We start from the raw sequence: 11937 nt of genomic DNA, 5'->3' as shown, positions 1-11937 counted from the left end.
ATCGGCGCGCATGAGTAAGCAAAGCCAAAATTTGACCGCAATCGCCCTCGGGTCCGCCATGACGTTCGCGGGTATCTCCCACCTCACCTTCAATCGCGAAGAGTTCCAGGCACAGGTGCCCAACTGGTTCCCCATGGACAAGGACGCCGTGGTCCTGGGCTCGGGCGTGGCAGAGATCGCGCTTGGCGCGGGGCTGCTCGCGTGGAAGAAGCGGCGCCGCGAGGTGGGCGTCGCGCTCGCCGCGTTCTATGCGGCGATCTTCCCGGGCAACATCGGCCAGTACGCCGAGCGTCACGACGGGTTCGGGCTGGACACCGACGGCAAGCGCTTGGCGCGCCTGTTCTTCCAGCCGGCGCTTATCGCCGGGGCACTCCACGCCGCTGGCCTGCCCGAGAAATAGTAAAAGTCCTGCTCCGAAACCGGGGCAGGACTTTTCGCCGAAAAGTTAGAAGTTCAGCTTGCGCATGATCGGGGCCGGGATGGCCTTGAGCACCATGGAGATCGGGCCGAACAGCTTGTGCACGAACACGTTGGACTTGCCGCCAAGCGCAGCCTCGACGGCAGCCTCAGCGACGTCCTCCTTGTTCACGGTCAGCGGCGCCTCGTCGAGGCCCTCGGTCATCTTGGTGCGGACCTGGCCCGGGCGGACCACGGTGACCTTCACACCGCTGTCGCGCAGTGCCTCACCGAGCTGGGTGTAAAAGCCGTCCATGCCGGCCTTGGATGCGCCGTAGACAAAGTTGGAGCGGCGCACCTTCTGTCCCGCGACCGAGCTCATGGCGATGATGTGGCCGTGACCTTGGGCTTTGAACTTTTGGCCCAAAAGTACGCCGACCGAGATTGGGGCGGTGTAGTTCGTCTGCGCGGAGGCGACGGCGGCGGCCTGGTCCTGCCAGAGCTGTTCCTGGTCGCCGAGCGTGCCGAACGCGACGACCGCCACGTCAACGTCGCCGTCCTCGAAGGCGGCGTCGATCACGCCGGGGTGGGCGTCGAAGTCGGTGGCGTCGAAGTCGATGAGGCGCACCTTGGAGGCGCCGGCGGCGGAGACTTCCTGCACCGCGGCGTCGATACGCGAAGAGCCCTTGCGCGCGGCGAGGGTGACGGTGGGGTTGCCGCCGCGGGAGGCGAGCTCGGAGACGATCGCGAGACCGATCTCTGAGGTGCCACCGAGCAGCAAAATGTTCTGGGCTTGGCCTACTGCATTCAGCATTGGGGATTCCTTTCTAGTGCAGCTCGAGGCGGCGGGACATGTCGGAGGCGAAGACGCCGGTCGGGTCGATGTCGTGGCGGGTCTTCAGCCAGCCGGGAAGCTCCGGGTACATCTTGTGGAACTTCTCTGCGCTGGTGCGGGACTCCTTCGCCAGGTAGAGGCGACCACCGAACTCCATGACCTGGTCGTCCAGGCGGTCGAGGAACTCGTTGAGGCCCGGACGGATCGGGAAGTCCACGCACACGTTCCAGCCCTTCATGGGGTAGGACAGCGGCGCGCGGTTACCCTCGCCGAACAGCTTAAACACGTTCAGCGCGGTGTAGTGGCCGGAGGACTGGATCTGGTAGATGATGTCCTTGAACGGCTCGACCGCGTCCGTGGGCACCACGAACTGGTACTGCAGGAAGCCCTTCGATCCGTAGCCGCGGTTCCACTCGCCGATCAGGTCGAGCGGCTGGTAGAACTGCGTGAGGTTCTTGATGTCGTTCTTCGACGGCGCGCCCATCATGTAGTAGGCCTCACCGATCGCGGACAGGGTCAGCTTGTTCATGGTCCAGGACGGGAAGATGTCCGGCACCGTCATCAGCTGCGGTGCCTTGAACTTCAGCGGGTCCTTCGCCAGCTTCGGCGCGAACTCCTTGAGCTGGTCCAGGGTGGCCAGCGAGCCGCGGGAGATGGTGGAACGGCCGGTCTTCGGCGGTGCGGAGATCGCGTCGAACCACGCGGAGGAGTAGGTGTAGCCCTCCTCCTGGCCGTGGGAGTGCTCCTCGATCGTCTCGTCGAGGGTCGTGGTGCGCACCGTGTCGGAGATGAAGTAGGCGGTCTCCGTCTTCGTCATCTTGATGCGGGCGCGCAGGATGATGCCGGTCAGGCCCATGCCGCCGACGGTGGCCCAGAACAGTTCGCTGGTCTCGCCCTCCGGCTCGAGGTGGAGGACGCGGCCGTCGGCCACGAGCAGCTCCATGGAGACGACGTGGTCGCCGAAGGAGCCTGCGGAGTGGTGGTTCTTACCGTGGATGTCCGGGCCGATGGCGCCGCCGATGGTGACCTGGCGGGTGCCGGGCAGGACGGGGACCCACAGGCCGTAGGGCAGAGCAGCCTTCATCAGCTGGTCCAGGGTCACGCCAGCGTCCACGTCCACGATGCCGGTGTCCGGGTCGATGGAGTGGATCTGGTTGAGCTCCTGCATGTCGATGACCAGACCGCCACCGTTTTGGGCGGGGTCGCCGTAGGAGCGGCCCATGCCGCGGGCGATGACGCCGCGGCCGCTCTCGGCTGCCACCTGGACGGCCTTGGCGATGGTGTCCACGTCCGGGGTGGACAGCACGTGCGCCGTGGACGGCGCGGTGCGGCCCCAACCGTAGAGGGATTTCAGTTCGGTGTGAAGTTCCATGTCTCCGCTTCTCTTCATACAACTAAAGGTGGAAAAGCTTGCGTTCTTCGAGCCTACTCACAACAGGCCGAACTTCCCTCATTGAAAGGTGTGATCTATTTCTCGTGTCTTAGAGGTCCATGATCTCGCGGATCTCCTGTGGCAGTTCCTCCTGCGACGTGATAGTCGGTTTACCTGATGCTTTGTGCTCTCGGAGGAGCTCGTAGATGCGCCCGCGGCCCACGGAATCCACAAAAGGTAGCTCTTCCGCGAAGACGCGGACCATGAAGTCGGACAGGGGCACGTCGACACGCTGTGCCGCCTCGTGGATCGCGTTCGGGTCGTCGCCCTTGTAATGCTTCCTCATGCCATTCACCCTAGCGGGTGCCAAAAACCTCTATTGTGGGCGCCATGGGCAGCACGCTGTACTCCGAACACCTGGCGCCGGTGATTCAACTTTCCCCCGGCGCCACGTTCATGGTGCGCGTGGCACTCGCCTCGGATGAAGAGGTCTACCGCTGGGTCGGCCTGGACTCCACCACCACGATCGACGAGTGCCGGGAAATCATCGCCGCGCTCTTTGGCATCGAGGAAAAGGTCGGCACGCCAGAGCAGGGCATGCTTATCGACGTCCTCTCGTCCCCCGGCGACACCGCCACCTTTACCTGGGGCCTGTGGCAGTTCACCATGCAGCTCGCCGACATCTACCCCGGCACCAGCGACGGGCCCGTCTGCGTGGCGGGCGAGGGCGCGTTCGGCGGTGCCGACCTGGACCTGGACGCCGTGCGCCAGCAGCTGGCGGCGAGCCAGCTGCGCCCCGAGGTACGCGAGGTGATCCACCGCGCCGAGTCCTTCGACTTTGTGCCGCTCCTCCAGGTGATCGCCGACGGGGAGCCCTCTTTGCCGGCGCAGGAGCGCGCGAGGCTTGCATCCCTGCTCCCGGAATCGGCGGGCAAGACGAGCGACGCGTTCTGGGTCCACGTGCTGGTGATGGCGTGCTTTGCCGATGAGCCGACGACTCGCAAGCTGGCGGTCGGGCTCATGCGCGCACTCGGCTGGGAGGACACGGACGCCGACGAAGTGTTCACGTTAAGCCGGGCCGGCGAGGCGTTCGTGGGCGATCTCTCCGCCGTGGATCGCCTGGAAATTCTTCGCGAGCTGCTACACGGGTAGACTTGTCCGCCGTGTCTTCCACATTTTTCAAACAGTTGGTCCCGTTTCTGATCATCGGAATCGGCTGCGCGGTCATTGACTTCGGTATTACTTACTCGCTCCACGAGTTTGTGGACATCCAGCGCGACCTGTCCAAGGTCGTCGGCTGGATCTTTGGCACGCTCATTGCGTACCTACTCAACTCCAAGTTTGCGTTCCAGGCCGAGGTGAACGCGAAGAAGGCCGGCGCGGTGTTCGTCCTCTACGCTGTGACGTTCGTAGTGCAGATCTTGCTCTACCGCTGGACCGAGGGCCCGCTCATCTCGATGGGCCTGGTCAACCCGTGGAAGGACGGCGTCTCCTTCGTCATCGCCCAGGGCGTGGCCACCGTGACCAACTTTGTGCTGCAACGACGCGTGATCTTCCGGGAGGAGACGAAGATCATCGCGCAGCAGGACCCGATTTAGGGTCGGCGGAAGTCCTCGCGGGCGCCGCGGCGCAGCAGCTTCAGCCACTGGAAGAACTCGCGGGGGCTCTTGCGCTCGAGCAGGAAGAACCAGCCGAAGCGCACCACTTCCTGCAGCTGCATCTTCTTCATCCCGCGCTGGTTAATGATGTAGCCGCGGTTGCGGTACGTGAAGTAGCGCTTCGTGGGGTTATCCGGCCACTGCGCGTGCGCGCGACCGCCCATGATGGGGTGGAACTCGCTCGACCCGTCCGGGTGCAGGTAGCTGGTGGTCAGCGCCGTGCCGTACTGGAGGCCGGACTGGGCCAGGCGGCGGTGGTACTCCACCTCGTCGCCGCGGATGAACAGGCGGTAGTCGGGCACGCCGATGCGTTCCATCGCTCGCGCGCTGATCAGGGCGCCATTGAACAGCGAGGCGTATTGGGGTAGGAAATCGCCGGTCAGCTCGTCGACTCGCCGGTGCCAGACGGTGCCCTGGCGCAGCGGGAATGCGAGGGCTTCGGGGTCGTTGATGTTGGCCACGATCGGGCTGACCTCGTGCAGAGCGTGCGCCTCTGCCACGCGGTAGAGCTCGCCCAGCACGTGCTCGTCGGCGGGGCGGCCGTCATCGTCCGCGCACCAGATCGCGTCCGCGCCGAGGGCAAGCGCGTGCAGGAAGCCGTAGGCGAACCCGCCCGCGCCGCCCAGGTTGGTGCGGCTGGGCAGGTAGACAGCGCGGTCGCCCGCAAGCTCTTCGAGCAGGTCCCTGACCTGGTCCTCCGCGCCGTTGTCCACCACAATCACCCACTGCACCGGGTGGGTCTGGTTCACCACCTGTTCCAGGGAAGCGCGCAAAAGTTCCACGCGCTGGTGGGTGACGATCACAGCGGCCGTTTCTCCGGCCGGGGACAGGGTGGCAGTCATGCCTTCCATTCTGCCACTCAACCACCGAACTGAGGCGTGTGACATGGAGGTGGCGAAGGTTTAGGCGTTGAATCCTGGAATCTTGAGGAAACCGGCTGATCGCAACAGGTTCCGTGAAAACAGTTTATATTCCATGACTTTTCACGGAAACTTGTAGAATATTGGCATGCTGAACGCGCGGACCACCTCAAAAATCGACGCTCTTCTTGATATGTATGCAGCGTTGCGGGAGGACAACCCCGAGGCCATCGCGGAGATTGCGCGCGCAGAGGTGGCGGAGGCGGTGTATAACTCGAACGCCATTGAGAATTCCACTTTGACTTTGGAAGACACCGAGAACATCCTGGCGGGGTTCACTGCTAGAGCGCACGATGTGCGGGAAATCTTTGAGGCTAAGAACCTGGCTGAGGTGACTGAGGAGCTAATTCGAGGCGTCGGTAAGCTCGATGCAAACCTCATTCTGCGACTGCATGGCATGTTGCTTCGCGGTATCAACGATGACTGGGCTGGCCGGTTCCGTCGGCGGGGAGAATGGGTACGAGTAGGGGCACATATGGGTGCTAATCCTGAGTACGTAGACCGGCTGGTAGAGACCATCATCACTGAGTACTACGAGGATGAGAACTATTTCATCGATCGCGTCGCGCGGTTCCACGCAGAATTTGAAACCATCCACCCATTCTCAGACGGCAATGGACGCGTAGGGCGCGTCATTATCAATCAACAACTCTTGGAGTTAGGAGCGCCGCCCATCATCATTCCGAACAAAGGAAAAGAGCGCCACTACTACCCAGTGTTCCGCGGCTATCCAGTAAGTGGTGATTATTCAGCGCTGAGCACGCTCATCGCGCGGCAACTCATTGAGTCACTGAACAAACGTATTACGCTCATCACCGCGCCGAAGGTGATTCGCCTATCGGAGTGGGCAAAGGTTAACGGTGTTTCTGGGTCTGTCGCCGCCAATAAGGCGGCGAGGGGCACCATCCCGGCATTCCGACAGCGCGGAACGTGGATGATCGACGCACACTATGGCAACGACGCAGAGGGCAGCGTCTAGGCTTCTTCCCCGTGGAATCGTTCCACCAGCTCGGCGACGTACTCGCCGGTCTCGGGGCCCTCGTATGCGGTCACCACGTCGGAGACCAGGCCCGCCTGGCGGATCTCGCCCTTGTCCACCCACAGGGCGGTGTTGCACAGCTGGGCGAGGAAGTCGTTGGAGTGCGAGGCGAACACGAGGATGCCGGAGCGTTTCACCATCTCGGCCAACCGGACGCGTGCTTTGGCCATGAAGGCGGCGTCGACGGCGCCGATGCCCTCGTCGAGAAGCAAAATCTCCGGCTCGATCGAGGTGACCACGCCGAGGGCGAGGCGGACGCGCATGCCGGTGGAGTAGGTGCGCAGCGGCATGTTGAGGTAGTCGCCGAGCTCCGAGAACTCCGCGATCTCGTCCATCTTCGCCTTCATCTGTTTGCGGGTCTGGCCGAGGAAGAGCCCGCGGATGATGATGTTCTCGTAGCCGGAGATCTCCGGGTCCATTCCCACGCCGAGGTCGAAGACGGGGGCGACGCGGCCGCGCACGTCGGCGACGCCGCGGGTGGGCTCGTAGATGCCGGACAGGAGGCGCAGCAGCGTGGATTTGCCGGCGCCGTTGTGGCCGACCAGGCCGACGCGGTCGCCCTCGCGGAGGTGCAGGTTGATGTCTTTGAGCGCCTCGACGACGACGGTGTTAGAGGCGTTCTTGCCAATCTTGCCGCCGGCCGAGGACATGACGGCCTTCTTCAGCGAGCGGGACTTGGCGTCGAAGATGGGGAAGTCGACGCAGGCGTTGTAGGTGTCGATGGAAACCATGGGGAGACTCCTTACTTAAACCCGAGTTAGACCCAGTACGGCACGCGGAAGCGCATCTGGCGCATGGCTAGCAGCGTGATCAGCAGGCCGACGACGGTGCAGATGGCCACGATGCCCCAGTGGTAGGCGGCGACGGGCTGGTTGATCATGGGGGCGCGGACGATCTCCAGGTAGTGGTAGAGCGGGTTGATTTCCGCGAGCAGCGCGCGCTGGGCCACCTCGCCGCCCTGTTCCTTGAGCGTCTGCGTGGTCCACACGATCGGGGTGACGTAGAAGAGCAGCTGCACGAGCGCCTCGAGCAGCGGGGCGACATCGCGGAAGCGGGTGGCGATGATGCCGAAGAGCATGGTCACCCACACGCCGTTGAGCACGAGCAGGAGCAGCGCGGGGATGGCCAGCAGTGTCTGCCAGGTCAGCGGGATGCGGAAGATGATGACCAGCAGCACCCAGATGACAATGTTGTGCGCGAAGAAGAGCAGCTGGCGCCACACCAGGCGGTACACGTGCACCGACAGGGCGGAGGGCAGCTGCTTGATCAGGCCCTCGTTCTCAATGAAGACGTTGGCGCCGTCCTTAATGCAGCCGGAGATGAACCCCCAGACGATGAAGCCGACGGTGACGTGCGGGAGGAACTCGCGCACGTCGATTTGAAACAGCATGGAGTACAGCAGGCCGAGGGCGAGCGCCATGACGCCGGTGGCGATGGTGATCCATAGCGGGCCGAGCGTGGAGCGTCGGTACCGCTGCTTGATGTCCTGCCACCCGAGCTGCAGCCAGAGCTCGTATTGGCTCCAGCCGCGCACGAGGTCGCGGAAGGACATCCCCATCGTCTTGGACTTGGACGGCGGGGTTTCGTGGTCTGCGTCGCTGGTCATGCGCGTGACGTCCGCGCGGAGTTGTTCAAAGTCCTGCACCTTACTCACCCTAGCGTTAAGAGCGCGCTTTGCAGGATTTTGCCCCGGAGCAGGCAGTGTGCGCGGTAGGGGTGGAACGGGCATAATTGGTTCCGATCTCAACCACTGGAGCGAAGTAAGGGGTGTGGCATGGCGTTCGATGTCGCCAGTATTCGTGGTCTGTACACCTCGCTTGGCGACGGATGGACGTACCTCAACGCCCACGACGCGCCCCAAGTCCCGGAGCGTGTTTCCGCGGCGGTGTCGCGCTCGTTCCGCCTCTCCGCGTCAGTGGCCCTGCCGGAGCCGGGGGCGGGCACCCACTCGCGCGAGCAGCTGGGCCGCCCGGAGGGCGAGTCGTACGTGCAGCAGGCGCGTTCCGCGGTGGCGGACCTGGTCGGCGCTGCCCCCGGGCGCGTGGTGCTCGGCCCGAGCCTGCCCGCGCTCTACGCGTCGCTGGCGGTGGCGCTGAAGCCGCTGTTCCGCCGCGATTCCTCCCTGGTGCTCAACGGGGTGGACCGCCCGGAGCTCACCGGAGCCCTGGCCCGCATTGACGCCCCCACGAAGTACGCGCAGGCAGACCTTGCCACGGGCGACCTGCCCGCCTGGCAGTTCGGCGACCTGGTGGACGGCGCGACCCGCCTCGTCTCCGTCCCCGCGGCGCACGCGGAGCTGGGCACCATCATCGGCGTCGGCGACGTCGTCGAGCGGGTGCGGGAGCGCTCGAGGGCTTGGGTGCTTGTCGACGTCTCCGCGTACGCCCCCTACAAACCGATCACCTTCGATGCATGGGGCGCGGACATCCTGGCGATCGACCTCGCCGAGCTCGGCGGGCCGCAGCTGGGCGCCCTGGTCTTCCGCGACGAGGCCATGTTCGGCCGCCTCGATGCGCCCGCGCTGGACATGCAGGTGTCCACGGGGCTCGCCGGCGGCGTGCCTGCGGTGGTGGAGCACTACGCCTCCCTCGTGGAGGGCGCGCAGGGCCGCCCGACCCGCCGCAACCGGCTGACGCACTCGATGGGGGAGACCGCCACCTACTTCAACCGGCTGCGCGACGACCTGGACACGTTCCTGGGGACGCTGCCGGCGGTCCACATCGTCGGCGTCTCGGGCGAGGCGGCGGAGGACGCGGCGATTGAGCGCATTCCCCGGCTGATGTTTGGGGTGCGGGGCGTGCCGTCGACAATGGTGCACCAGCGTCTCTTCGCCCACGGCATCGTCTCCACCATGGCGCGGCCGAGCCGGCTGATCAGCGACATGGGCGTCGCCGAGATGGGCGGCGCCGTCACCGTCGGACTCGCGCCCTTCAACACCGAGACCGACATCGAGCAGCTCATCCGCACCGTCGCGTCGCTGGCGTAACTTTTCGCCGAAAAGTTACTCACCCACCGTGAGCACGACCTTTCCGGTGTGAGCGCCGGAATCGAGGTACTCGTGCGCGGCGGCGGCGTGGGCAAGCGGGAACGTCTTGGTCACGTTGGGGGCGATCTGGCCGGACTCGATGAGCGGCCACACGTGCTTGACGGTGTCTTCCACGATCCGTGCCTTCATCGGGCGCGGCCGGGCGCGCAGGGTGGTGGCGTGCACCGACTGGCGCCGCGGCATCATCCGGCCCAGCGACAGCGTGCCCTTCGCGCCTCCCTGCAGTGCGATGACGACGAGTCGGCCGTCCACGGCCAGCGACTTGATGTTCGCCTCCAGGTACTCGCCGCCCACCACGTCCAGGATGATGTCGGCCCAACCCTTGAGCTCCTCCTCGAAGCGCTGCGTGCGGTAGTTGATGCAGATGTCGGCGCCCAGCTCGCGGCAGTAGGCGAGCTTCTCGTCGCTGCCCGCCGTGACGGCGACCTCCGCGCCCAGCGCCTTGCACAGCTGGATGGCAAAGGAGCCGATGCCGCCGGCGCCGCCGTGGATGAGCACCTTGTCGCCCGCTTGCAGGCCGGCGACCATGCCCAGGTTGGACCACACGGTGCAGGCGGCCTCCACCACGGCGGCGGTCTCCACCAGGCTCAGGTTGGCTGGCTTGGGCGTGAGCTGGCCCTCAGGGACCGCTACGTACTCGGCGTAGCCACCCCCAGCCAGCAGGCAGCCGACCTCCTCGCCCTTCGTGCGGCCGGTGGTGCCGGGGTCGACGATCACGCCGGCGCACTCCAGGCCGATGGTGTCCGGTTCGCCCTTCGGCGGCGGGTAGTTGCCCTGCGCCTGGACAAGGTCGGCGCGGTTGACGCCGGCGGCGGTGACGCGGACGAGCACGCAGCCGTGATCAAGTGCGGGCTCGGGCGCGTCGGCAAGAGCGAGGGAGCGGGGATTGTCGGGGTCAGTGAGTGCGATTGCTTTCATGCCCACCCAGGATAACGGAGTCGGTGGGGCCATACTGTAAGCTTTTCACCCGTTGGAGACGTGGCAGAGCGGCCGAATGCACCGGTCTTGAAAACCGGCGAGGGTCACACCTCCAGGGGTTCAAATCCCCTCGTCTCCGCCAAATGTTTTACAGGGCGTCCAGCACGTCGATGAAGCGCTGGGCCGCCGCCTGCGGGTCCGCCCACTTGTCTAGGCCGAAGAGGCCGATGCGGAAGGTGGAGAAGCCGTCGCCTTCGCCAATCTGCAGCGGCACGCCAGACGCAATCTGCAGGCCCTTGGGCTTAAACGCGGCGCCGGACTGCTGCTCCGGGTTCTGCGCGTAGAGCACGACCACGCCGTTGGACTCGAAGCCGTCCGCGGCCACGGAGCGGAACCCGCGCTGGTAAGCGGCCTCGCGCACGAGGCGGCCGAGCGTTTCCTGGTGCTGCGCCAGTACGCCCAGTCCCACCTTGGCGGATTCGCGCATGATCTCCAGGTTGTGCAGGATCGTGTCCGTGGGCAGGGTGGAGTGGTAGCCGGCCTTACCGTCGCGGTAGCCGTCGAAGATGCCCAGCCATTTCTTCAGGTCCAGGGTGAATGAAGTGGATTCGCTGGCCAGCACCGCCTCGCGGCCCTTCGGCGAGAGCAGGACGTAGCCCGTCGACGGCGAGCCCGACCACGACTTTTGCGGCGCCGAGACCAGTACGTCGATGCCCTGGGACTCCATGTTGGGGAAGGAGGCGCCCGCAGCGATGCAGTCCAGCACGAACAGCGCGCCGTTGTCCTTGGCAATCTCGCCTAGGCCCGCGATGTAGTCGTCCGGCAGGGTCAGCCCCGCCGCGGTCTCGGTGTGGGCGGTCACGATGACGTCGGGCTGGTGCTTCTCGACGATTCCCCGCACCTCCTCCAGCGCCGGCGGCGCGAATGAGGGCTGCGACTCCTGGCTGGTCGGCTGCGCGTTGAGCACGCGGACGGAGTCCGGGTCCGTGATCTGGCCGGACTCGATGATCTGGCTCCAGCGGTACGTAAAGAGGCCGGAGCGCAGGATGAGCACCTTCTTGCCCGTGAACAGTTGTCGCGCCACCGCCTCCATCGCGGCGGTGCCGCCGCCGGGGATGAGTGCGGCGGAGTCGGCGCCGTATGTGGAGGTCAGCAGCGTGAGCATCTCCTGCGTAGCGGAGATGAACTTCTGCGACATGTGGTTCAGGGAGCGGTCGGTGAAGACGACCGAGTACTCGAGCAGGCCGTCAGCGTCGATGTCGGGACGAGGAAGTTGAGTCATGCCCCACAGCGTAGCCGGAAGTGTGTCGTGGGATACCCGTTTTGGGTCTAGGTCTCCGGGAAAAGCTCCGGGGTGGTGTGGAACTGGATTCGGTCCGCGCCGAGCAAGTCTTTCGCGCGCTTTACGGTCGCGCGGTCCGCACCGGCGATGACGACGACGTCCTTCAGTGTGAGCGCGGCGGAGGGGGCAACGGAGGCATCGCCCGGGTGGCGCGGGTCCACGTCCGCAAGATCCGCGCCCGCGATCTCACCGAGCGGGACGCCGAGGAGGACGGTGGAAGTGGAGAGGCGCTCGGGGGTGGCGTGTTTGGGGGAGAGGAACAAGGGGGCGTCGATAAGCATCTGCTCCGAAACGGCGTCGATGTCCGTGACGGCCCAGACAATCCAGTCGGAGTGGTTGGCGGCGGCGGGGCCGAGGTCACCGCGGGTGGCGACGCCGGCGAGAAGGTCCGAGTTGAGTTTCATGCGCACC

The 11937-nt window shown here is 65.3% G+C and carries 14 protein-coding genes and 1 tRNA gene; 6 read left to right on the top strand and 9 right to left on the bottom strand.

The window, feature by feature from the left end:
• The first annotated feature begins 10 nt into the window (after nt 1–10).
• Nucleotides 11–400 (top strand): DoxX family protein, encoded by a 390-nt coding sequence (locus EAW56_RS07910; RefSeq protein WP_095535880.1) that lies wholly within the window; start codon nt 11–13, stop codon nt 398–400.
• A 45-nt stretch (nt 401–445) separates the two neighbouring features.
• Here EAW56_RS07910 and dprE2 read toward each other — a convergent pair whose 3' ends face one another.
• The 3 genes from dprE2 to EAW56_RS07895 all read right to left on the bottom strand — a co-directional run bounded on the left by dprE2 (nt 446) and on the right by EAW56_RS07895 (nt 2949).
• Nucleotides 446–1210: a decaprenylphospho-beta-D-erythro-pentofuranosid-2-ulose 2-reductase gene (gene dprE2, locus EAW56_RS07905; RefSeq protein WP_095275263.1), complete on the bottom strand. Its 765-nt coding sequence runs from the start codon at nt 1208–1210 to the stop codon at nt 446–448.
• A gap of 13 nt (nt 1211–1223) precedes the next feature.
• Nucleotides 1224–2603 carry a decaprenylphosphoryl-beta-D-ribose oxidase gene (gene dprE1 / locus EAW56_RS07900; RefSeq protein ID WP_095538021.1) on the bottom strand — a complete coding sequence of 460 codons (1380 nt, stop codon included), beginning with the start codon at nt 2601–2603 and terminating at the stop codon, nt 1224–1226.
• 109 nt (nt 2604–2712) lie between these two features.
• Nucleotides 2713–2949, bottom strand: a complete 237-nt coding sequence (locus tag EAW56_RS07895) for a hypothetical protein (protein WP_095538022.1) — start codon at nt 2947–2949, stop codon at nt 2713–2715.
• A gap of 44 nt (nt 2950–2993) precedes the next feature.
• On the opposite strand from EAW56_RS07895, the gene EAW56_RS07890 reads away from it, so the two are divergent.
• The gene (locus EAW56_RS07890) at nt 2994–3755 is read left to right on the top strand and encodes a hypothetical protein (RefSeq protein WP_095535883.1); all 762 of its coding nucleotides are present in this window, start codon (nt 2994–2996) and stop codon (nt 3753–3755) included.
• A gap of 11 nt (nt 3756–3766) precedes the next feature.
• The gene (locus tag EAW56_RS07885) at nt 3767–4201 is read left to right on the top strand and encodes a GtrA family protein (RefSeq protein WP_233125671.1); all 435 of its coding nucleotides are present in this window, start codon (nt 3767–3769) and stop codon (nt 4199–4201) included.
• On the opposite strand, the gene glfT1 is transcribed toward EAW56_RS07885, so the two are convergent.
• The gene (glfT1, locus tag EAW56_RS07880) at nt 4198–5112 is read right to left on the bottom strand and encodes a galactofuranosyltransferase GlfT1 (RefSeq protein WP_369801185.1); all 915 of its coding nucleotides are present in this window, start codon (nt 5110–5112) and stop codon (nt 4198–4200) included. The two genes, EAW56_RS07885 and glfT1, sit on opposite strands and share 4 nt — an antisense overlap.
• 157 nt (nt 5113–5269) lie before the next feature.
• Here glfT1 and EAW56_RS07875 point away from each other — a divergent pair, with 157 nt between their 5' ends.
• A complete protein-coding gene (locus tag EAW56_RS07875) occupies nt 5270–6160 on the top strand; it encodes a Fic family protein (RefSeq protein WP_095535885.1) in 891 nt (296 codons plus the stop codon).
• On the opposite strand, the gene wzt is transcribed toward EAW56_RS07875, so the two are convergent.
• Nucleotides 6157–6951, bottom strand: coding sequence for a galactan export ABC transporter ATP-binding subunit Wzt/RfbE (gene wzt / locus EAW56_RS07870; RefSeq protein ID WP_095535886.1), 795 nt, complete (start codon nt 6949–6951; stop codon nt 6157–6159). The two genes, EAW56_RS07875 and wzt, sit on opposite strands and share 4 nt — an antisense overlap.
• 26 nt (nt 6952–6977) lie before the next feature.
• Nucleotides 6978–7826: a galactan export ABC transporter permease subunit Wzm/RfbD gene (gene wzm, locus EAW56_RS07865; protein ID WP_244213390.1), complete on the bottom strand. Its 849-nt coding sequence runs from the start codon at nt 7824–7826 to the stop codon at nt 6978–6980.
• 168 nt (nt 7827–7994) lie between these two features.
• On the opposite strand from wzm, the gene EAW56_RS07860 reads away from it, so the two are divergent.
• Nucleotides 7995–9206 (top strand): aminotransferase class V-fold PLP-dependent enzyme, encoded by a 1212-nt coding sequence (locus EAW56_RS07860; protein WP_122086014.1) that lies wholly within the window; start codon nt 7995–7997, stop codon nt 9204–9206.
• A 15-nt stretch (nt 9207–9221) separates the two neighbouring features.
• On the opposite strand, the gene EAW56_RS07855 is transcribed toward EAW56_RS07860, so the two are convergent.
• Nucleotides 9222–10184 (bottom strand): NAD(P)H-quinone oxidoreductase, encoded by a 963-nt coding sequence (locus EAW56_RS07855; RefSeq protein WP_122086012.1) that lies wholly within the window; start codon nt 10182–10184, stop codon nt 9222–9224.
• Nucleotides 10185–10238: 54 nt separating this feature from the next.
• Between EAW56_RS07855 and EAW56_RS07850 the strand changes: the two genes are divergently transcribed.
• Nucleotides 10239–10326: transfer RNA gene (locus EAW56_RS07850), tRNA-Ser, on the top strand.
• Nucleotides 10327–10332: 6 nt separating this feature from the next.
• Here the strand turns inward: EAW56_RS07850 and EAW56_RS07845 are convergent.
• Nucleotides 10333–11466, bottom strand: a complete 1134-nt coding sequence (locus EAW56_RS07845) for an aminotransferase class V-fold PLP-dependent enzyme (protein ID WP_095538030.1) — start codon at nt 11464–11466, stop codon at nt 10333–10335.
• 47 nt (nt 11467–11513) lie between these two features.
• Nucleotides 11514–11930, bottom strand: coding sequence for a hypothetical protein (locus EAW56_RS07840; RefSeq protein WP_122086011.1), 417 nt, complete (start codon nt 11928–11930; stop codon nt 11514–11516).
• Nucleotides 11931–11937: the final 7 nt, after the last annotated feature.

Origin of the sequence: Corynebacterium gottingense, assembly GCF_003693265.1 — a bacterium.
Lineage (GTDB): Bacteria > Actinomycetota > Actinomycetes > Mycobacteriales > Mycobacteriaceae > Corynebacterium > Corynebacterium gottingense.
Note: the sequence above shows the minus strand (reverse complement) of the source record. Positions and strands in the feature narration are given on the sequence as shown.

What these genes read in the sequence shown, in the direction of transcription:
- glfT1 (WP_369801185.1), bottom strand. Translation starts at nt 5,112, where the DNA reads ATGGAAGGCATGACTGCCACCCTGTCCCCGGCCGGAGAAACGGCCGCT.
- EAW56_RS07855 (WP_122086012.1), bottom strand. Translation starts at nt 10,184, where the DNA reads ATGAAAGCAATCGCACTCACTGACCCCGACAATCCCCGCTCCCTCGCT.
- EAW56_RS07860 (WP_122086014.1), top strand. Translation starts at nt 7,995, where the DNA reads ATGGCGTTCGATGTCGCCAGTATTCGTGGTCTGTACACCTCGCTTGGC.
- EAW56_RS07895 (WP_095538022.1), bottom strand. Translation starts at nt 2,949, where the DNA reads ATGAGGAAGCATTACAAGGGCGACGACCCGAACGCGATCCACGAGGCG.
- EAW56_RS07910 (WP_095535880.1), top strand. Translation starts at nt 11, where the DNA reads ATGAGTAAGCAAAGCCAAAATTTGACCGCAATCGCCCTCGGGTCCGCC.
- EAW56_RS07875 (WP_095535885.1), top strand. Translation starts at nt 5,270, where the DNA reads ATGCTGAACGCGCGGACCACCTCAAAAATCGACGCTCTTCTTGATATG.
- EAW56_RS07840 (WP_122086011.1), bottom strand. Translation starts at nt 11,930, where the DNA reads ATGAAACTCAACTCGGACCTTCTCGCCGGCGTCGCCACCCGCGGTGAC.
- wzt (WP_095535886.1), bottom strand. Translation starts at nt 6,951, where the DNA reads ATGGTTTCCATCGACACCTACAACGCCTGCGTCGACTTCCCCATCTTC.
- wzm (WP_244213390.1), bottom strand. Translation starts at nt 7,826, where the DNA reads ATGACCAGCGACGCAGACCACGAAACCCCGCCGTCCAAGTCCAAGACG.
- EAW56_RS07845 (WP_095538030.1), bottom strand. Translation starts at nt 11,466, where the DNA reads ATGACTCAACTTCCTCGTCCCGACATCGACGCTGACGGCCTGCTCGAG.
- dprE2 (WP_095275263.1), bottom strand. Translation starts at nt 1,210, where the DNA reads ATGCTGAATGCAGTAGGCCAAGCCCAGAACATTTTGCTGCTCGGTGGC.
- EAW56_RS07890 (WP_095535883.1), top strand. Translation starts at nt 2,994, where the DNA reads ATGGGCAGCACGCTGTACTCCGAACACCTGGCGCCGGTGATTCAACTT.
- dprE1 (WP_095538021.1), bottom strand. Translation starts at nt 2,603, where the DNA reads ATGGAACTTCACACCGAACTGAAATCCCTCTACGGTTGGGGCCGCACC.